The organism is Chryseobacterium sp. VD8, from assembly GCF_037149975.1.
Lineage (GTDB): Bacteria > Bacteroidota > Bacteroidia > Flavobacteriales > Weeksellaceae > Chryseobacterium > Chryseobacterium indicum.
This window is the reverse complement of record NZ_JBBCQL010000039.1, coordinates 1-21127: the sequence shown is the minus strand read 5'-3', so window position 1 is coordinate 21127 and position 21127 is coordinate 1. Positions and strand designations below refer to the sequence as shown.

At 34.8% G+C, this 21127-nt stretch carries 13 protein-coding genes and 3 tRNA genes; 13 read left to right on the top strand and 3 right to left on the bottom strand.

The annotated features are described in order from the left end of the window. Positions 1–199: 199 nt before the first annotated feature. From WFK35_RS06635 to WFK35_RS06605, 7 genes are all read left to right on the top strand, one after another. Positions 200–2911 carry a hypothetical protein gene (locus WFK35_RS06635; RefSeq protein ID WP_336731940.1) on the top strand — a complete coding sequence of 904 codons (2712 nt, stop codon included), beginning with the start codon at positions 200–202 and terminating at the stop codon, positions 2909–2911. Positions 2912–3036: 125 nt separating this feature from the next. Beyond that, positions 3037–3948 (top strand): GLPGLI family protein, encoded by a 912-nt coding sequence (locus WFK35_RS06630; RefSeq protein ID WP_336731939.1) that lies wholly within the window; start codon positions 3037–3039, stop codon positions 3946–3948. 131 nt (positions 3949–4079) lie between these two features. Further along, on the top strand, positions 4080–4334 hold the full coding sequence (locus WFK35_RS06625) for a FeoA family protein (protein WP_235132242.1): 255 nt from the start codon (positions 4080–4082) through the stop codon (positions 4332–4334). After that, complete coding sequence (feoB, locus tag WFK35_RS06620) at positions 4334–6367, top strand: ferrous iron transport protein B (RefSeq protein WP_336731938.1); 2034 nt, start codon at positions 4334–4336, stop codon at positions 6365–6367. Before WFK35_RS06625 ends, feoB begins: the two co-directional genes overlap by 1 nt. A 239-nt stretch (positions 6368–6606) precedes the next feature. After that, positions 6607–7455 carry a KilA-N domain-containing protein gene (locus tag WFK35_RS06615; protein WP_336689688.1) on the top strand — a complete coding sequence of 283 codons (849 nt, stop codon included), beginning with the start codon at positions 6607–6609 and terminating at the stop codon, positions 7453–7455. A gap of 53 nt (positions 7456–7508) precedes the next feature. Beyond that, positions 7509–8891 (top strand): phosphoglucosamine mutase, encoded by a 1383-nt coding sequence (glmM, locus tag WFK35_RS06610; RefSeq protein ID WP_336689686.1) that lies wholly within the window; start codon positions 7509–7511, stop codon positions 8889–8891. Positions 8892–9216: 325 nt separating this feature from the next. Next, positions 9217–10596, top strand: coding sequence for a tetratricopeptide repeat protein (locus WFK35_RS06605; protein ID WP_214587843.1), 1380 nt, complete (start codon positions 9217–9219; stop codon positions 10594–10596). A 49-nt stretch (positions 10597–10645) separates the two neighbouring features. Here the strand turns inward: WFK35_RS06605 and WFK35_RS06600 are convergent, their stop codons facing one another. The 3 genes from WFK35_RS06600 to WFK35_RS06590 are packed head-to-tail and all read right to left on the bottom strand — an operon-like array spanning position 10646 to position 12613. Further along, positions 10646–11536 (bottom strand): DMT family transporter, encoded by an 891-nt coding sequence (locus tag WFK35_RS06600; RefSeq protein ID WP_336731937.1) that lies wholly within the window; start codon positions 11534–11536, stop codon positions 10646–10648. Then, positions 11523–12176: a leucyl/phenylalanyl-tRNA--protein transferase gene (aat, locus tag WFK35_RS06595; RefSeq protein WP_336731936.1), complete on the bottom strand. Its 654-nt coding sequence runs from the start codon at positions 12174–12176 to the stop codon at positions 11523–11525. Before aat ends, WFK35_RS06600 begins: the two co-directional genes overlap by 14 nt. Positions 12177–12235: 59 nt before the next feature. After that, positions 12236–12613, bottom strand: coding sequence for a DUF3127 domain-containing protein (locus tag WFK35_RS06590; protein ID WP_076391131.1), 378 nt, complete (start codon positions 12611–12613; stop codon positions 12236–12238). A 191-nt stretch (positions 12614–12804) separates the two neighbouring features. Between WFK35_RS06590 and WFK35_RS06585 the strand changes: the two genes are divergently transcribed. From WFK35_RS06585 to WFK35_RS06560, 6 genes are all read left to right on the top strand, one after another. Next, positions 12805–12886, top strand: a tRNA-Leu gene (locus tag WFK35_RS06585). A gap of 6 nt (positions 12887–12892) precedes the next feature. After that, positions 12893–12968: transfer RNA gene (locus WFK35_RS06580), tRNA-Gly, on the top strand. Positions 12969–12973: 5 nt separating this feature from the next. Further along, a tRNA-Leu gene (locus tag WFK35_RS06575) sits at positions 12974–13057 on the top strand. Positions 13058–13370: 313 nt separating this feature from the next. Next, a complete protein-coding gene (locus tag WFK35_RS06570; RefSeq protein ID WP_336731935.1) occupies positions 13371–15326 on the top strand; it encodes a leucine-rich repeat domain-containing protein in 1956 nt (651 codons plus the stop codon). 65 nt (positions 15327–15391) lie between these two features. Then, positions 15392–17320, top strand: a complete 1929-nt coding sequence (locus WFK35_RS06565; protein ID WP_336731934.1) for a leucine-rich repeat domain-containing protein — start codon at positions 15392–15394, stop codon at positions 17318–17320. 80 nt (positions 17321–17400) lie between these two features. Next, the coding region (locus WFK35_RS06560; RefSeq protein ID WP_336731933.1) for an alpha-2-macroglobulin family protein at positions 17401–21127 on the top strand (3727 nt) is incomplete at its 3' end.

Below are 21127 nucleotides of genomic sequence, written 5' to 3'. Positions count from 1 at the left end.
ATACTATTTGAGAGCATAATGCATAGAAAATTTTTCATCAGGAAAGGAACTTTACTTTAAAAAATAAATTTCAACACATCAAAAAAATATCACTATGTTTGTAGTGATAAAAAGATTTTAACTTTTTGCTATAAATGCAATCTTTATACTCGTGTAACAAAACGCTTTAACCATTAACTAATTAAGCAAATAATAAATTATGAAAAAGAGAATATCTTTATTCCTGATGATTTTTTTCTCTGTAATTGCTTTTGGACAGAAAACAGTTTCGGGGAAGATCACGGATGAAGACGGAGTGGGAATCCCGAGTGCTAGTGTAACGGTGGAAGAGCCGGGAAAAGATGCTATTCTTGCCTACGGAATTACCAACTCAAAAGGAGAATACAAAGTCACCTTCACTTCCGGAGAATCTAATGTAGACCTTAAAGTAAAGGCTTTCAACCAGCGACCTTTAACGAAGCAGATCAGCAACAGCGATCAGACGCTCAACTTCAAAATGGAAGGCGAAGCAACGGAAATTAAAGAGGTGAAGCTTAAAACAAAAATGGTTACGGCAAGAGGAGATACCATTTCCTACGATCTTAAGGCATTCGACAGCAAAAGCGACAGGACATTAGCTGATGTTTTGAAAAAAATGCCGGGAATTGAAGTCAATACAGACGGAACGATTCTTTATCAGGGGAACGCGATCAATAAATTCTACGTCAACGGAAAAGACTTAATGGAAGGTGGTTATGGAACCATCAACAACTCGCTTCCGAAAGATGCGGTACAGAAAGTTGAGGTACTGGAAAATCACCAGCCGGTAAAAATCTTACAGGATAAAGTACCTTCTGATCAGGCAGCCATTAATATCAAGCTGAAAAATTCTGTGACGATGACGGGGAGAGGAGAAGTAGGAGTTGGAGGAAGCCCGCTTCTATGGAATGTAAAACTTACGCCGATGTTCTTTGGACAGAAAAGTCAGTGGGTGGTTAATTACAAATCCAACAATAACGGCGAACAGGTAGAAAACGAAGGAAATATTCTGTCTTTCGGAAACAGATTCGAAGGAAAAAGAATCAACGCAACCCAAAACGACTGGCTGAATGTAGAAAATGCAAGTACGCCGAATCTTCCGGTAAAAAGATATCTCATGAACAGTGTTCATTATGTTTCTGCAAACTACCTTACCAATATCGATAAGAAAAAAGAATGGGAGCTGAAAGCGAATGCCAATTATACTAACAATGCGGTGGAACGAGAATCTTATAATGAACAGGATCTTTTTGCAACGCCTAAAAGACCGGCGTCCACAATATTACAGAATATCCGCAATAATTTCTATACAGACAAAGCAAAAGGAGAATTAATTTTTACTAAAAACGCTAAAAAAGGATTCTTTAAAAACACGACAAGCTTTTCTCAGTATTGGAACGCCGACAGAGGAATTGTTGACAGAACAGTAAAAGGTTCAGCAAGCAGTTATACAGCGCATGGAGATGAAGCTGTAGAATCGCCTACAACTTCTTTCCAAAACTCATTGAGTACCATTATTCCGTGGAAAGAAAAAATGGTAAATGTATTATCATACATCAGCTACCAGACAGACAGACAGACTTTGGATGTTTCACCGTCTTCCTATCTGGCAATTCCCGGTTTTCTTCCTACATCTACATCTTTTGTAAGTCAGAATTTAAGACTTAAAACTTTTGAAGCCAATCATTCTGCAAATATTGGTTTTTCTACAAAAGGATGGACGTTTACTCCGGAAGTTGGATTTAATTTTAAATCGACTAATTTAGTTTCGAGTTTGTCGAATATTATAACAAATCCTTTTACCAGCCCAAATCCTACACCCGCTTCGCAGTACAGTAATGATTTGAAGTATACTACAGCGACACCTTACGGAAGTTTAGGGGTGAATTATAAGAGCGATTCGTGGATGTTGTATGCTAATTTCCCGGTAAACTCAAATAATATTAAAGCAGATGATCCGATAAGACTGGTTTCCAAAGAAGTGAATAAAGTGACATTTGAACCAAGTATTTTTGCACAGTATACATTTGCATCTTTCTGGAAAGCTTCCGTAAATGCTAATGTTAATAATAATTTCGGTGAAATAAACACTGCGTATTCAGGATTTTTAATGACTTCTCCAGCGGGAATCAGTGCGATGGATATTAACAATCCGATTCCTCAGAATAATAATAAATCTGCAGGAACGAGAATCGAATACAGAAATCCGTTGAATAATTTGTTCTTTAACATTAACTACAGATTTTCTGATGCAAAGAGGAACTTAATATCCAATCCTACAATCAACGAAGCAGGATATACTATTATGCAGTATAAGGAACAGGATAATCATGTTCTGAATAATGGATATAATGTAGAAGTAGGAAAATATTTCCCGAAATTCAAAACAAATGCTTCTGTTAGCTACAGTAATAATACAGCAAAATCTGACGCTTTCCTGGATAATGCTTCCTATACGAACAAGAACAACAGCCAGTCTTTTGGAGTAAAATTCAACAACACCTATTTCAGTTGGATGAGCATTGATTATAATGCAAGTTTCTCCAGAACAAAGCAGACAAGTACGGGAGATGTAGTTTCCAATGCAGCAAGAAGAGGTTTTACCCATAATTTAGGACTTTTCTTCTATCCTATAGAAAACCACACTATTGGATTTAATTGGGATCAGGTGAATACCAATGCAGCTAATGCAAAATATAATAATGGATTCTATGATCTTTCTTATCAGTTCACATGGGCTAAAAAGAAAATCGATTTCGAATTGAAATGGATGAATATCGCAAATAAGAGGGTATTTGAAACGTATGAAATTAATGCAACAAATACCAATTACACAAGAATTCAGCTCCGTCCAAGTCAGGTCATGTTTACTGTAAAGTTCAACTTTAAATAAAATCAAAACCAGTCTTCAAAGGCTGGTTTTTTTTATTTGATAAAAGAAAATTCAGAAACAAATTAAAAAAAATATGTAACAAAAATCTGAAACCGCTAACTAATTGTATAAACATTCTATTTAAAATGAAAAAACTATTTTCAATATTTCTGGTTGCATTTTTTGCATTGGTAAGTGCACAGGATAAAGACTCTAAAGAAACTGCCAACCGTTTTTTTTATGAACTTACTTTCAAGCCGAAAAGCGATTCTGCAAAACTGGAAAAAGTAATGACGGTTTTAGACATCGTGAAAGACAGATCCGTTTACAGAGATTACACCATGCTTGCTCAGGATTCTATCATGAAAGTTCAGATTGAAGCAATGCAGAAGTCGGGAGTATTTAAAGATATGTCGAAATCTATCAGAATGCCGAAATTCTCAGAAAAAGTGGTTAAAACATATCCTGATATGAAAATCCAGTACATCGAAAGAATAGCAAGCGGATTTTCACCAATGGGAATTGCATATACAGAAACTCCGAAATTCGACTGGAAAATTTCTAACGAAAAAGAAAAAATCGGAGCCTATAATGCACAAAAAGCAACGGCTGAATTCGGAGGAAGAAAATGGACGGCTTGGTTCACTACAGAACTGCCATTTCAGGATGGTCCTTATAAGTTTTCAGGGCTTCCCGGCCTGATCGTTAAAATAGAAGATGATGCAAAAAACTATTCATGGGTGCTTCAGGGAAACAGAAAAGTGCCAAACTGGGAAGAACTTTCTTATGCAGAAAAAATTTCCAACATGAGCTTAAAAGTAACCGACATGCCGAGAGAAAAATTCGAAAAAACGTTTAACGAATTCAAGAAAGATCCTTTCGCTACTGCAAGACCAATGATGACGCAGGAGATCATGTCTAAAACAATCCCAGGAATGGATGGGACAATCGGAGATATGATGAAAAAGCAGGAAAAAATGTATAAGGATTTCTTCAATGCCAACAACAATCCTATCGAGCTTACCCAGTCTGCTTCTACAGACAAAAAGAAAAAGTAACATTCATATTTACTAAATTATATTTGAATCAACCCAAATGTTTTCATGCATTTGGGTTGATTTTTTTCATAACATACGTTATTTAGATTAAATTTAAATAGCGTATATTTGCAGGTACAAAAATATCGGCTTTGAAACATAAGGATTTACATAAGTTGAGCGGATTTCCCAAAAACAGACTGGGAAAAATTGTAGGGTATGATAACGACAGCCTGAAAATGCCCAATAAGATCATTGAAATGGGGCTTCTTCCGGAAACTTTCTTCAAAATTTTGTATCAGGCTCCGTTCAGCGGTCCGATGTATGTGGAATTTGGAGATGAAAAAAGCCGTATTGCTCTTCGTGAAGAAGAAGGAGATTATATCATTGTTGAAGAATTGAATTAATGCAGAGCGCTCACAAAAAACAGATCCTTTTAGTCGGGAATCCAAACGTCGGAAAATCCACGGTTTTCAATGCTTTAAGCAATAAAAAGCAAAAGACCGGAAACTATGCAGGAGTTACCGTAGCAAGCCATTCCGGAACATACAGTTACAAAAATGAAGAGGTAGAAATCATCGATCTGCCGGGTTCTTACAGCATTTATCCAAGTTCGGAAGATGAGGCTATTTTTTCTAAATTTCTTATTGATGAACAGCAAAATTATGCCGGAGTTATCTACATTCTCGAAGCGTTAAGCTTAAAAAGGGGACTGCTTTTATTTCAGCAGATTCAGGATCTGGGAATTCCAATGATTTTGGTCGTCAATCAGATTGATCAGGCAGAAAGAAGAGGAATCACGATCAATATTAATAAATTATCTGAGTCTTTAGGGATAAAAGTTTTTCAGACCAATGCCAAAGAACAGATCGGGATTGAAGAAATAAAAGAAGCCGTTCATCATAATCAATTTATAACAACCGAGAAAATTTCTTTTGAAACCCCTTCCGAACACAAAGATTTCATCAGGAAACTATCTCTTCACAAAGGATTTGAAAACGAATATAAAGCGTGGATGAGCCTTTCTCTGGGAACAGATCTGGAGAAGCTGGAATCTATTGTAGGACTCATTAACGAACCGGATTCCAAAAGTCTGGTTCCGAAAAGACTGCAGGTGCAGGAAACGGTAAGAAGATATCAGTTTGCAGATAAAATTCTGTCCGACGTTATTTCTAAAAAACCGCAGTTCAAAGAACTTTTAACAGAAAAATTAGACAGAATACTGGTTCATAAATTCTGGGGATACGTTGTTTTCCTTTTGATTTTGTTAATCATTTTCCAAAGTGTATTTTTCTTAGCAGAATATCCGATGAACTGGATCGACAGTTTCTTCTCCTGGTTAACCGCTTTCACCTCAGAACATTTACCGGAAGGACCACTTAATTCATTAATTTCAAACGGAATTATTCCTGGAATCGGTGGGATCGTGGTTTTTGCGCCACAAATCGGAATTTTACTCTATTTCCTTTATCTTTTGGAAGATTCAGGATATATGGCAAGAGTTGTTTTCCTGATGGACCGTATTTTAAGACCTTTCGGACTGAATGGTAAAAGTATCGTTCCTTTGGTTTCGGGAACGGCATGTGCAATTCCGGCAGTTATCTCAACGAGAAATATTGAAAATTTAAAAGAAAGGCTGCTTACCATTTTAGTAACACCTTTTATGACGTGTTCTGCGAGACTTCCGGTGTACAGCATCATCATCGGGCTTATTATTTCAGACGGAACATTTTTAGGAATAAAATACAAAGCTTTGGTTTTAATGGGAATGTATCTGTTAGGATTTTTAGTCGCATTATTTTCCGCATCCATTCTCAAAAGATTTATCAAAAATAAAGGGAAAACCTATCTTGTGATGGATTTACCCACTTATAAAAAACCACTTTTTGCTTATGATTTCAAAATGGTTTTGGGCAAAGTATGGGAATTCATTACAGGAGCCGGAAAAATCATCTTCATTGTAAGCATCATCATCTGGTTTTTAAGCTATTTCGGACCCAAACAGAAGCCGAATCAGTTCGTGGCAACCAATGTGGAACTAGATCATTCTTACCTTGCCAAAATGGGAAAAGGAATTGAGCCGGTAATTGCTCCTTTAGGCTACGACTGGAAAATGGGCGTCGGAATTCTGACAAGTTTTGTGGCAAGAGAAGTGTTTGTAGGAACTATGTCTACCCTATACAGTCTTGAAGATGATGCTCCCGAAGTAAAAGTAATCGATAAAATGAGACGTGATGTAAAACCAAACGGTGAAAAAGTATTCAGCTTTGCAACCGGAGTTTCCGTGCTTTTATTTTATGCATTTGCAATGCAGTGTGTTTCTACACTTGCGGTAGTCTACAGAGAAACCAAAAGCTGGAAATGGACCGGCTTACAGGTGGCAATGATGACCGGTTTGGCATATTTTGTGTCGATGATAGTATATCAGATTTTAAAATAATGGATACTTCCTTACTTTTACAATATATCATTGTTTTACTGATCGTTGCATTCGCGTGCTACTCTTTATTCAGAATATTGAAAAAGAATTTCGCACCGAAAAAGTTCAGTTCCAAAAGGAGCAGCTGCGATAAAGATTGCGGGTGTTCATAGAATTTTAAGTTAGCAATAATCCCATATAATCTAAGTTTCAAAAGTTAATTTTTGTATTTTTACGAGCGGAACACAAAATTTTTGTGAATGAAAAAAATTCAAGTTGATGATAAGATAATTGCTATAACATCATACAAAGACGAAGATTATATTTGTCTCACAGACATGGTTCGAGGTGAAGAAGGAAATGACCACATTCGAAACTGGATGAGAAACCGAAATACCGTTGAGTTTTTAGGAATTTGGGAACAGCTTTATAACCCTAATTTTAAAGGTGTCGAATTCGACACCTTTAAAAAAGAAGCAGGACTAAACTCGTTTAATTTAACACCTAAAAAATGGATAGAAGCTACTGATGCTATTGGTATTGTTTCAAAAAGCGGAAGACAGGGAGGAACATATGCTCACAGAGATATTGCTTTTGAATTTGGGGCATGGATTAGCCCAATGTTTAAACTTTTATTGATAAAGGAATTTCAACGATTAAAAGAAATTGAAGCAAATCAGTTTAATTTAGAATGGGATGTAAAACGGATTTTGAGCAAAATAAATTATCACATTCATACCGATGCCGTAAAAAATCATATCATACCATCATCAAATTATGCAAAAAACAGTGAATGGCTGGCTTATGCAGAAGAAGCCGATGTATTAAACGTCGCATTATTTGGTTACACTGCTAAACAATGGAGAGAAGCAAATCCTCAACAAACTTTGGAGGGAAAAAATATGCGTGATTTTGCAAGTATTAATGAATTAACAGTGCTTTCAAATCTGGAATCATTTAATTCAGAATTAATTAAATCTAAGTTAGACAAACAAACCAGATTTAATAATTTATATAGAATTGCAAAGCAGCAACTTGAAATATTAAATCAAAAAGATTTTATTAAATCTGTCAAGAAAATATCAGATAACACGTATCTAGATCAATAAAATTTTAGAGGATGTTTATGATAAAATGATACTAATTTATAACAGAGCGAAATATGTCACTAATAAAAAGCATTTCAGGAATCCGTGGAACCATTGGCGGAAAAGTAAACGATAATTTAACGCCGCTTGATGTGGTAAAATTCGCTTCCGCATTCGGAACCTGGCTTCAGAACAATAAAAATAAAAAAGATTTAACCCTGGTTATCGGTAGAGATGCAAGAATCTCCGGACAAATGGTGTCTTCTCTGGTAACGGCAACTTTACAGGGGCTTGGAATTAACGTAGTAGATTTAGGTCTTTCCACAACACCCACCGTTGAAATTATGGTTCCCGAACTGAAAGCAGACGGAGGAATTATTCTCACCGCTTCCCACAATCCGAAACAGTGGAACGCTCTGAAATTATTAAATGATAAAGGAGAGTTCATCAGCGGAGAAAACGGAGCTGAGGTTTTGGCTTTGGCAGAAAGCGAAGATTTCAACTATGCAGAAGTGGACGATTTGGGAAAATATGAGACACGAGAAGATGCTTTTGATATTCATATTCAGCAGATTTTAGACTTGCCGATGGTAGATGCAGAAGCCATTAAAGCTAAAAATTTCAAAGTGGTTTTGGATGCGGTAAATTCTACTGGAGGAATTGCAATTCCGATGCTTTTGGATAAACTAGGCTGCGAAACAGTAAAATTATACTGTGAACCGACCGGTCATTTTCCGCACAATCCGGAACCTCTAAAAGAACATTTGGGAGACATTTGTGAGCTGGTAAAAAAAGAAGGCGCAGATTTCGGAATCGTTGTTGATCCGGATGTAGACAGACTGGCTTTAATTGACGAAAAAGGCGAAATGTTTGGCGAAGAATATACTTTGGTTGCCGTTGCAGATTATTTGCTGAAAAATAAAAACGGAGTGGCAATTTCCAACCTTTCATCAAGCCGTGCTTTAAGAGATGTGGCAAACACCCACAATTCCGAATATTTTGCAAGTGCCGTAGGAGAGGTGAATGTGGTAACCTTAATGAAGGAAAAAAATGCAGTGATCGGAGGAGAAGGAAACGGAGGAATTATTTATCCGGATCTTCACTACGGAAGAGATTCTCTGGTAGGAGTTGCTTTATTTTTAACGCATCTGGCAAAAGAAAATAAAACGGTTTCCGAACTGAGAGCAGGTTATCCGAGTTACTTTATGGGTAAAAAGAAAATCGAATTAACACCTGAAATCAATGTAGATGATATTTTATCCAAAATGGAAAAAGAATATCAGAATGAAGAAGTTTCTACCGTTGATGGTGTAAAAATCGATTTTGAAAACAACTGGGTTCACCTCAGAAAATCAAATACAGAGCCGATCATTAGAATTTATACAGAGGCAAAATCTCAGGAAGAAGCCGATAAATTAGGAGACGATATCATCGCAAAAATTAAAAGTCTGATTTAATTTGAAATAACAGCGGAGCTTTCTTAGCTCCGTTTTTTTGTTTAAAAGTTGAAAACTTCAAAAATTGTTGAAGATTTGAATCTTCGCAAAAAGCGCTCATCATTATGTTAAATTAACAATAACTCCTCCTTTTTTATCCACAATTCTTTGATGATAATGATCTTTTTACTATCTTTCAGATAGAAATTTACGAAAATAAATGTCAAAAAAATTTCGCAACTTTGCATACATTTTGAATCATAAATTTTAGAAGTAATATTAATTTAAAAAAGTTTGTCGAGGTTTGTAAGCATATTCAGACATTGGCCGACGAAGGATGTGAGTATTGGAAGAGTATTTTGGAAATGAACTTGTGAAGAAGTTCGAAGAAATGATGGAAAATAATGATGAATTCTACTTTGATACAGAAGAATTGGAAGACATCATTGTTTACTATCTGGAGCTGGGAGACTTTAATTACGCCGATATGGCAGTGAATTACGGTTTGAAGCTTCATCCCAATTCTTTGGACATTAAGATTAAAAAACTTGAAGTTCTTTTAGAATGGGAAGATTATAATGCGGCGAAAGACCTTATCGATGAGCTGAAAGGTTCTTCAATGGAAAACACAGACTTTTTGGTATGCTACGCAAAGTATTATTCGAATTTAGGAAATCCTAAAAAATCCATAGAAATTTGTAAAAAAGCATTGGAGCTGAAGGAAGAAGAAAATTTCCTCCACAATTTTATTGCGGACGAATATGTTAATTTAGGAGACCCTTTTAACGCTCTTAAACACTACAGAAAAGCACTGAAAGAAGATCCTACGGATGAATATTCGCTGGAAAACTGCATGGTGTGCTTTGCAGATCTTAATAAGAGTGAGGAGGCTATTGCCTTTCTGAATGAATATCTGGATGAATTTGCCTATTCTGAAGTAGCGTGGTTCGAGTACGGACAATTCTACTTCAACAGAAAAAATTACGAAGAAGCAATAAAAGGATACGATTATTTGCTGGCGATCAACTCCAATTCTGTAGGAGTTTATGCCAATAAAGCAGCCTGTTATGAAGCTTTAGGGCAATATAAAAAAGCAATTGAAGTTTACGAAGAGATGCTGGAACTGGAATATACCAAAGCATTTACCTTCTATAAAATCGGGCTGTGTTATAAAGCTTTGAAGCAGCCTATCGTTGCCTTAAACTTTTTCCAGAAATCTTTAAGAGAAGATCCGCAGTTCTACCTTTCCATGATGGAGCAGTCTTATCTTTACGAGGAAATGGGCGGAATGACGGAAGCGTTGCATTTTGCAAGAGAAGCAACTTATCTTAACGAAAATAACCTTGATTATCAGAAAAGATTGGCATTTCTCTTCATTGATTCCGGAAAGTTTGAGGAAAGCCTTTCATGCCTTAAAAAACTGGTGGATGTAGAACCTTCAAGATTCTACAACTGGTATGCTTACTCGGAAGTTTTAATGCTTTTGGGAGAATATGAAGAAGCGATTATCGTTTTAAAAGAAGCTTTAAAATCACATAACAGAGCCGAATTGTATTATCAGCTCAGCAACTGTTATTTCAATCTTAAAGATCAGGAAAAAGGTGTTGAATCTCTTCAGAATGCACTGGAGCTTGATCCTTCTTTAGTAACGGATATGCAGAAAAAGTATCCTTTCATTAAAGATGAGGTTAAAAAAGCGAAGGCAAAAGTTAAAAAGAAAAATTAGTCATTTGATTTTCCGATGACACAATAAAAACCCTGCAGAAATGCAGGATTTATTTTTTGATAACATTTGTTTTTGTCCTTAAAAAGATGAGTCCGGCAATAATAATACTTGCCCCCACAAACTGTAAAACCGAAAGCTTTTCACCATCCAGAATTCCCCAGATAATCGCAACAATAGGCATCAGTAAAGTTACGGTTGATGCAAATAATGGCGTTGAAACTTTTAACAGGCGGTAATTCATCATCATAGCTAATCCGGTTCCGAAAATAGATAGAAGACTTACAAAAAACAGTCCCGTCAGATTACTTTCATCAAAACTGAATGTCGAGAAAAATCCGGTAAAAGTTAAAGCAATTAACGAAGGAAAAAATAAAACAAATCCAAACACAAAAGCCGATAAAACGGTTGACGAAACTTCCATAAGCTTGGATTTCACCGTTGTTGTACTTAAAGCATAGCAAAAAGTAGCCAGAAAAAGCAGTACAATAGGAATCAGTTTAAATTTTCCGCCTTCTCCGTCTCCGCCAAAAGCCAGTAAACAGACTCCGCTGAAACTAATTAAAGTCCCGATAAGCTGTTTCTTTGTTGTTTCAAACTTCCAGATCAGAGCACCCACAATAATCACGAAAATCGGCATCATGGAGTTGATAATTCCCGCAATACTGCTGCTTACTTTTGTCTCTGCAATCGGAAACAGAAACATCGGAAAGAAATTCCCCGTAAAAGCCGCTAAAATCAGCCATTTTAAATGCTTCTTGGGAAACAGTTTGTATTTTGAAATTGCAACAGGCATCAGAATAATTCCTGCAATAAGTACTCGTAAAGCGCCCACCTGATAAGGACTGAAATGCTCCAGAGATTTTTTGATCAGAATAAATGACGATCCCCAAATAATGCTGAGTACAATCAGGAGGATCCATTTTTCTTTATCTGCGTTCATTGTTTTCGTATAAAATTTTTAAAAACTCTTTTTTAGGAATCATTCTGGCTCCCAAACTTTCAAGGTGATCTGTGTGAGACTGGCAGTCGATAAGTTCGATGCTGTTATGGTATTTTTCAGCGAAATAAATAAATCCGGCTTTGGAAGCGTTGCTTACTTTGGCAAACATGCTTTCACCGCAGAAAACATTTCCAATCTGTAAACCATAAAAACCACCGACCAGTTCTTCATCCCGCCACACTTCAATGCTTTTTGCCAGTCCGTAATCATGAAGCCTGATGAAAACGTCCATTAATTCATCCGAAAGCCATGTTCCGGTTTGTCCTTTCCGGCTAATTTCCTGACAGTTTCTGATAACCTCTCTGAAGTTTTTATTCTCCGAAAAAGTAAAAATATTCCTGTTGAGAATTTTTCGCATCGACTTTGAGACTCTGATCTCTTTCGGAAACAGCACAAATCTCGGATCGGGACACCACCAGAGAATTTCCTCATCAGGATTATACCATGGGAAAATTCCGAGCTGATAGGCAAACCACACCCTGTCGATCGAAAGATCACCGCCAAAAGCAATAACACCCTCATGTCCGTCATAAACCTGCGGATCGGGAAATGAAATTTCGTTTTCGTCTAATCGAACCATTTTCAAAAAAAATCCCACTTGATAAAGCAGGATTTGTATTTTCAGTGTTATCTATTGTATTAGAAAGGAAGATCGTCATCCTCGTCATCTGCAAAAGGATTCTCGTTGGAAACCGGGGAAGCAGACTGCGATGGTGCTGCCTGTGTAGGTTCTGAAGCATTATCAAATACTTTTTCTACTCTCCATCCTGTAATGGAATTGAAGTATTTTGTTTCGCCCTGTGGAGAAACCCATTCTCTTCCTCTAATGTTGATTCCTACTTTTACATTCTCTCCTTCTCTTAAATTATCCAATAAACTGATCTTATCAGACAAAAATTCTATGTTTATCGGTTGTGGATACTGCTCCTGCGTCAGAATCACCATTTCTCTCTTTTGGAAACCGCTCGCAAAAGTCTGAGCATCAAATATTTTCTTTACCGTTCCTTGTAATTCCATATCATATTAATTAACGTTGTAAAAGTAAGAAAATCAATCGTAATAAAGGCTACGTGAAAAAAAAAATGTAAAAATTTTAATTTTTTTTCCTGAAAATTTTGGAGGTAAAAGAATTTATCCTATCTTTGCACCACTGAAAACGACAAAACGAAACAAGTTCTTTTAAAAATAAGTTTTCTTTAATAATCAACGCGGATGTGGTGTAATTGGTAGCCACGCCAGACTTAGGATCTGGTGCCGAGAGGCGTGGGGGTTCGAGTCCCTTCATCCGCACAGTATGCGAAAATAGCTCAGCTGGTAGAGCACAACCTTGCCAAGGTTGGGGTCGCGGGTTCGAATCCCGTTTTTCGCTCCACGCCTGCCCTGGTGGTGGAACTGGTAGACACGCAGGACTTAAAATCCTGTGCCTCTTTTGGCGTGCGGGTTCAAGTCCCGCCTGGGGTACAAGCTGATTTTCAGCGATTTAGCTCTCTTTTTAAGAGGGCTTTTTTTATGTCCAAAAATCTCTGATATAATATATCCAATACCATAGTTGTTAAATTTTCTTTTTCCGCTTTGTTGTTATTTCCTTTTATTCTTTATTTGCAGAATTCTATTGAGCTAAAAAATTATAAAGATCAGGTCTAAATGTGATCCTTTTATTAAAATTTGAAATTGATACAATTGCTGAAGCAGATGTATCAGGCGATTATTAAAACGTTTTAAGGGCTGAATAAAATAATTTTCATTAAATAATAACCATAAAAACATGTAAACGATGAGTACTGAAAATACAGAGAATCAAATAAATAGATCAACGGTTCTTGATGAAGAAACGCAGAAAATTGAGGAGATCTTAGGAATAAAACCGGAAGATTACTTAAAATATAACTTACTTCAATATTTACATCTCAATGACGTCGATATTGAGGATTTTTCAAAGTTTTTACCGTACCTCGTTAAAGTAACAAAAGTAAAACTTACCAACTGTACCATTGCCAATTTTTCCGAATTGTTAAAAATAGATAGTTGCTCCAGTTTCACTCTGGATAATGTGACTTTCAGAAACAACGAGTGTAATGTAAACAGAGGATTTCCTTATGAAATCCGATTTTCAAATATGACCTTTGATGCAGGTTGTTTTAACAGTTTCCATATATCGTCATCCGGTAAAGGATATAAGCATCTTTTTATTAATAATTGTCATATTGATAATATTCAGGAAATCAATAATATAAAAGGGCTTTATTCACTACATCTCGACAGTATAACTTTTACTTGTAACCCTAGCAAGGTAAAAGAAAAATCAATCTACATGATCCATATTTTCAACTCCAAGTTTGAAGATATTTCTTTTATACCATTTAAAAAATCAGTTACAGATATTGAGTTTAAAAACTGTAGAATCGGAAGTTTTAACGGAATTTCAGAGTTTGAAAAACTTGAAGAAATTGAAATGACTACCGATACGGTTGTTGAGAACAAAGAAGAGTTAGAAAACCCATTCAATAAAGAAATTACCTGTCATTTCAGTAAGGCGGAAAAACCATTTCGTTTAAAAAATGCAGTCTCACTCAGAAATTATATTAATGAATTAAGCTTTACCTATTTTAAAGTGAAAAAAATAAAGGATCTTGAAAATTTTGAAATGGTTAAAACTCTTTCATTTGATAAATCTGAATTTTATGTCGATGCTTTTCTGCCTATTGCCAATCAGATTCAAAAAGTGAAGATGAGAGATTCTGAGATTAAAAAACATAACTATTTCAGGTCTTTCGTTAATTTGAAGAGTTTTGAATCAAGCTGCTTCTCAAGAGAGAGTAAAGAGATAAAAAATTTTTCAAAATTACTTCCGTTAAAAGATCAGCTTACGAGTCTGGATTTTTATGAAGACGATGAAATATATAAGAAAGCTCCAGATTATTCCATCAGACAATTTACTTCACTGAAAACCTTAAAATTGGGTTATGAAATTTCTGCAAAAACGGGAAGATCTATTATGAAGTTGAAAAAATTGAGAAAGCTGGATATTAGCATAGCAAAAACAAAGCATATTTTCGATTTGGGACATCTGAAAAAGCTGGAGTTTTTAATTTTTAATTCGAGGACAAAGTTTATCGGATTTGAAAATTTAAAACGTTTAAAATCTCTCCAAATTATCAATGATAAAAAGTTCGATCTCAGGACACTTCCCCAAATGGAATCTTTGAAAAGACTGAAATTATCTGGAAACAAACACGATATGAAAGGATTTAGCCGTTTTCCCAATTTGGAATTCCTTAGCCTTCAACGATCTGGAAAAGTACATTTAAAACCTTTGAAAAAGCTAAAGGTTCTGGATTTGTATAACAGTAACATCACAGATTTTTCTTCCTTTGGAAATATGCCATTTCTGGAAAAATTAGATTTATCATGTATTCAGAATAATATTGATTTGAAGGAAATGTATAAGTTCCCGAATTTGAAATGGCTGGGATTTTTAGAAAGTGAAGAACTGGATGATATTTCCGGTTTGGAGCCTTTAAAAAAGCTGGAGCGTCTGGATTTATATAAAACCAACGTTACAGATGTGAAAGTTCTGAACACTTTACCGAATTTAAAAGAAGTGAATTTAGCAGTAAAAAATTACAAGCTGGATCTCAAAGCACAATTGGATCGTCCCGAAATAGCAGCTTATTATGCATTGCCGAGTGTTATGTTTTTCATCTGGAAAGAAGATGAATTTGGGATTTAAATTATCTGAAAGAGCGAATTAAAATTAATATAAAATAACCATTCAGAAGTTAAACAGTGAGTACAATGAAAGAAAATCATCAAACAGATAAAACATCAGAAGCTTATAAAAGATTAAAAGAAATTTTAGGGGAAGAACCTTGGGAAGATTATGCAAGATCAAGAATAGATCTCAAAAATTTAACAATTGACGATTTTTCTATCATCTTGCCGTGGATCAGGAATGTAGGAAGATTGTATGTCAGCGATTCTACCATTTCCAATTTTTCAGAATTATTGAAGTTGGAGAATTGTTATTCTTTTCATTTGGATAATGTGACGTTCACAAACAATGACTGTGAGGTAACGAGAGACTTTCCAAGTGAAATTCATTTTTCTAATATGAATTTTGATGCAAGCGGGCTGAATTGCTTTCCTACATCAGTTAGTAAAGGACACCATAGCTTTTCTATTGAAAACTGTCATATTGAAAACATTCAGGAGATAAGCAATATAGAAGGAATTTCTGTATTATATCTTGATAAAATAACCTTCACCTATCATCCAAGAAAAATAAAAGAAAAATCAATTTACAGGATTAGCATTTCCGACTCGCAGTTTAAAGATATTTCTTTTATACCCTTTAAAAAATCGGTGGGGGATATTGATTTTGTAAACTGTCGTATAGGAAATTTTGAAGGAATTTCTGAGCTTAAGGAGCTTGAAGAAATTGGATTCGATAATGATACGATAGTTGAAGACATAAGGAAATTGGAAAATCCTTTTAATAAAAAAATTACCTGTGTTGTTTTCGTGAAAGATAAAAAGCATCTCGATCTAAAAAATGTATTAGGGATCAGAAATTATATTAATCATATACATTTTACCAATTTTAAAGGAAAAAAAATTGATAATCTGGAAAAATTTGAAAGGTTGCATCATCTCACATTTGATAAATCTAAGTTTTATGTGGATGCATTTTTATCCATTGCAAAACAAATCCAGAGCGTAGAGGTTAGAGATTCAGCGATTAAAAAACATAGTTATTTTAAGCATTTTCCTAATTTGACAAGTTTTGAATTAAACGGTTTTGGAAAAGGTAGTAAAGATACCCGAATTTTTTCAAAACTGTTTCCTCTAAAAAAACAGCTGAAAGAGCTGGAGTTTTATGAATCTCAGGATAAACCCACAAACTATCCCATCGAAAAATTTACAGCACTGGAATCTTTAAAAATAGGTTACAATATTTCGTTACAGACTGTGGAATCTATTCTTACTTTTAAAAAATTAAAAAAATTAGAAATAAGGATAGAAAAAACAAAGAAGATTATCGATTTGGGAAATCTGAAAAACTTGGAGTTTTTAAATATCTACAGTGAATCAAATTTATATTGTACGGGATTTGAACATTTAAAACGTTTAAAATCTTTGGATATAAGCAGTGACGGGAAATGTGATATTAATATGCTTCCAAAAATGAAATCCCTGAAAAGATTGAGTTTTTACAGTCATCAAGATTGTGCGGTGAAAGGGCTGAGCCAGTTTCCTAATTTGGAATTTCTGAAGCTTGAACACATAAAGAAGCTGCAATTAAAAACCCTGAAAAAGCTGAAAGTTTTGGATCTGGATAACAGTCAGATTAAAAATTTTTCTTCGTTTGAAACCTTGCCATCCCTTGAAAAACTAGATTTATCTTCTCTTCAGAATAAAATTGATCTGAAAGAAATCTGGAAATTTCCCAATTTGAAATGGTTAACATTACTGGAAAGCTATGAGGTAAACGATATTTCAGCTTTAGAACCGTTAAAAAAATTAGAGCGTCTGGATTTATACAGAACAAAAGTTACGGATGTTCGGGTTTTGAATAAATTGCCTAATTTGAAGGAAGTCAACTTGGCAGTAGAGAGTTACGAATTAAATCTTGAAGAGCAATTGGATCGTCCTGAAATTGCCATTTACTGTGGATTACCAAGCGTAAATTTATGGATTTGGGAGAAAGATGAATTTGGGATTTAAAAACGAAAACGATTCTCCATTTTCATTATTCAGATTAATTTTAAATTCTTAAATAACGATAAAAATATTAAAAACATAATATGATGGAAGCCAACGTGGTACAGCTTATAATTTCTCTTAGAAATGAATTTGCAGGCATACATTATGCTCGCTATTTTGAAGATAACGAAAATAATAGAATTTTCCATTTTCTGCAGAAAATGCATGATTCGGGAGAGTCCTTACAAGGAGAGGAAAAAACACTGTACGAAATTCTCCTAAGTACTTTTGCTCTTGATTATTTCAATGCAAGTTTTTCAGGGGAAGATCTTACCAATATAAATTCTCAGGATCTGTCTCAAATTGAAACATGGACTGTACTCGACTTTAAAAACTATATATCCGAAAGTTTCAGAAAAAACGACTTGAGAAAAGAGTCTCTTAAAAAGATTTCAATTGAAAAATACAGTCCGCTTTTCAGAGGTTATGAGGAGGATATTGCTTATTATAAAACTTTGCATGACTGGTATTTAATGAGAAAAATTAATTTTCTTTTGGGTGGCGGCTTTTTTACGAAGAACGAACTGAAAGAAAATGAAAATAAGATTTTTACAATTTATGATGTATTGATTAATGAAAATGAGGGCAATTCGAAGTTGTATTTTATGCACGAAAAATTGCTCTATCTCTGTTCGTTAGATAAAGAATTGAATAAACTGCAACAGTTGCAAACTATTCTGAAATCTGATATTGACGGAGATTACAAAGTTTTAATAATGCGGGACATCATGACAATATACAGGAATGATGATAAATCCAGAGAAGCTCTTGAAATTGCAGATCAGGCAAAAAAACAGTTTCCAAATTCCCCGTTTTTAAAGGAAATTCAATACAAAGAAGATTTAATGACCTGCCCTGAATTGGGACTGAATTTTGAAAAACAGATACAAAGCAATAAGCCGATTCATATAGTGGCAGAATATCGCAATACTTCTGATTTTATTCTGAATATTTATGAAGTGAAAGGCGGATTTAAATCTTTTATTAAGTATACAGAAGATTATCGTTCAGAAGAAAAATTTTACCATGAAATTGAGAAAATACTCATAAGAAAAGAACATTATACACTTCCTTACTGTGAAATTTATGAAGAGATGAAAACTTCTCTGGAGATTAAACCTTTACCTCCTGGATTGTATGTTGCAGAATTTTCTTCAAAAGATTTAGCTGAAAGCGATTCAGTCAAAAACTATTTTTTCACAGTATCCGATTATAAAATAATTTATCATCATAAAGATGCAAATGATTTTCCGGAATCATTCAGGTTGGTAAGCAGTGAAAATGGAAAACCGATTTCTAACGAGGAAATTGTTTTTTTCGAATATCTTCGAGATCAGGATTTGGTAAAACTGAATTCAAAAACAGATGATTTAGGTGTTTTTAAAATTCCGTCAGATGTAAATAATTCATATAGAAAATATCTTGTCCATCATCCAAAAACTAATGATTTTCAAATTCTGGATATATGGGGAAGAAAATTTTCAGAAGAGCAAACAAGAGATATCCTTAATAAAACCATACCGCAGATTTTTACCGACAGAGCGATTTACCGACCGGGACAAACCGTTTATTTTAAGGTAATTAATACTAAAATAGAAAACGAAACGGAATCGGCTGTTGAAGGAATAAAACAAAAAATAGTTTTAACCGATGGAAACGAAGAGGAAATTTCTTCACAGGAATTTACGACCAATGAATTCGGTTCTTATCACGGAAGCTTTGTTCTGCCTAAAGGAAAACTAAACGGAACGTTTGCTTTAATGATTGAGGACGGAGCAGACTGTTTTCATACTTTTCTTGTAGAGGAATATAAAAGACCGAAATTTGAGATTACTTTTGAGCCCGTAAAGGGAGAATATCAATATGGACAGACGCTAGAACTCAATGGAAAAGCAATATCATTTTCAGGTGTTCCCCTCCGTAATATAATTGTAAACTATGAAATTACAGAGAATGATATCCGCTGGAAATTTTTTAGTCATTATTCAAACGATTATAGTCGTGAAAATTCTATACTTGGAAATGTCGAAACCGATGAGAACGGAGAATTCACGATTTCTGTAACTTTTGAAGAAAATACATATTTAAAAGGTCTTCAGGTAGACTGTTTTAAAATTGAAGCGTCTGTTACGGATATCAATGGAGAAACACAGTCGGCTTCTGTTGAAATAAATGTGGCTTCAGTTCCTTATTACATCAAAGCCGAAGAAATTAAAGATGCTTTTACAGACGAAAATATAAAAATTAAGGTTGAAACAAAAAATTATAATAATCAGGATGTTGAAAAGCCATACCATCTAAAACTTTCCAAACTGAAGTCGCCAGACAGGATTTTTAGAAAGATGTTTGAAGATAAAATTCAGAATTTATCACAATTTTCTAAAGAAGAGTTTATAGCAAAGTTCCCGCATGACTATTTTGATGAGGACGAATATGAGGAAGAGGTACAAATAGAAAAAGTGATTCTCGATAAAATCTATGATCCAAAAACAGCTAACCAAAAATTGGCAGCCAATTTAGATTTAGGAAAATTAGAAGTCGGGAGATATGAGTTGGAACTTTATGATAGTCAGAATAAAGAGTTAATCGAAACATCTCAGTACTTTAATGTTTGGGATAAAAATTCGTTAAAAGAAGAAAAGGTATTTCTGAATGTTGTAGATCCAAAGAAGGAATTTTTAAGGGGTGAAAAAGCCAATATCTACGTATATTCTGCAATTCCGGATGCTTTGGTATATATCTTTTTACAGGACTGTCTGGGAAACACCACAGTTGAAATAAAACAATTAAAAAATGGCGTATTAAACTATATTGTTGAAGTTCCTAAAAATAAAAATATTTCAGAAATTAATGTTCAGTTTCAGATCATTGCTTACAATGAAGTACAGCATAGTGAGATTACGGTTAAAATAAAAGAAAACGAAAATCCTCTTATTATTAAAACAACTACTTTCAGAGATAAGATTGAACCGGGTTCCAAAGAAAAATGGACGGTAAAAATTACAGAAAATAACAAAAATGCTTCAACTCCGCTCAGCTTGACAGCAGAAATCTTGGCAACAATGTATGACAGATCTTTAGATCAGTTTTCTATAAACACTTTTGAATGGAAAAAGCATTATGTTCCGTATTATGCGGTATTGTCTTACAAAGTTAAATATAATCTTAGTGCGAGATTTGCTTCAAAAAAGGTTCCTTATATAAGATCTTTTTCAATAGAACCTCCATGTTTCAATTGGTATGAGGGCGATATTCCTGAAAGTTTATCGTTTGTGGGCGGATCATCTGGTTATTCCGAAGACATGGTTTTGAATGAGCTTGAAGGGCCAAAATTGCATAAAAAAATTGCGAAAGGCGATGAAAAAGAAAGAGGAATTTCGGCTGTAGAAACCAACAGCGATTTAACCAAAATCCCCGTTCGCCAAAACCTAAACGAAACCGCATTTTTCTATCCGGATCTGAGAACCGATTCCGAAGGCAATGTAAGCTTTGAATTCACTTCTCCGGAAGCACTGACAAAATGGAAACTGATGTTTTTGGCACATACGAAAGATGCAAAAGCAGGAACGCTGGAAAAAGAAGTCGTAACGCAGAAAGAATTTTCGGTAACGCCAAACTACCCAAGATTTTTGAGAGAAGGAGATGAACTGAATCTTCAATCCAAACTATCGAACTTAACCAATAAAAAATTAAGCGGTTCAGCAGATTTGCAGATTCTGGATGCCTTCACCAATGAAGATATTTCGTCTCAGTTTGGTTTAAATTCAA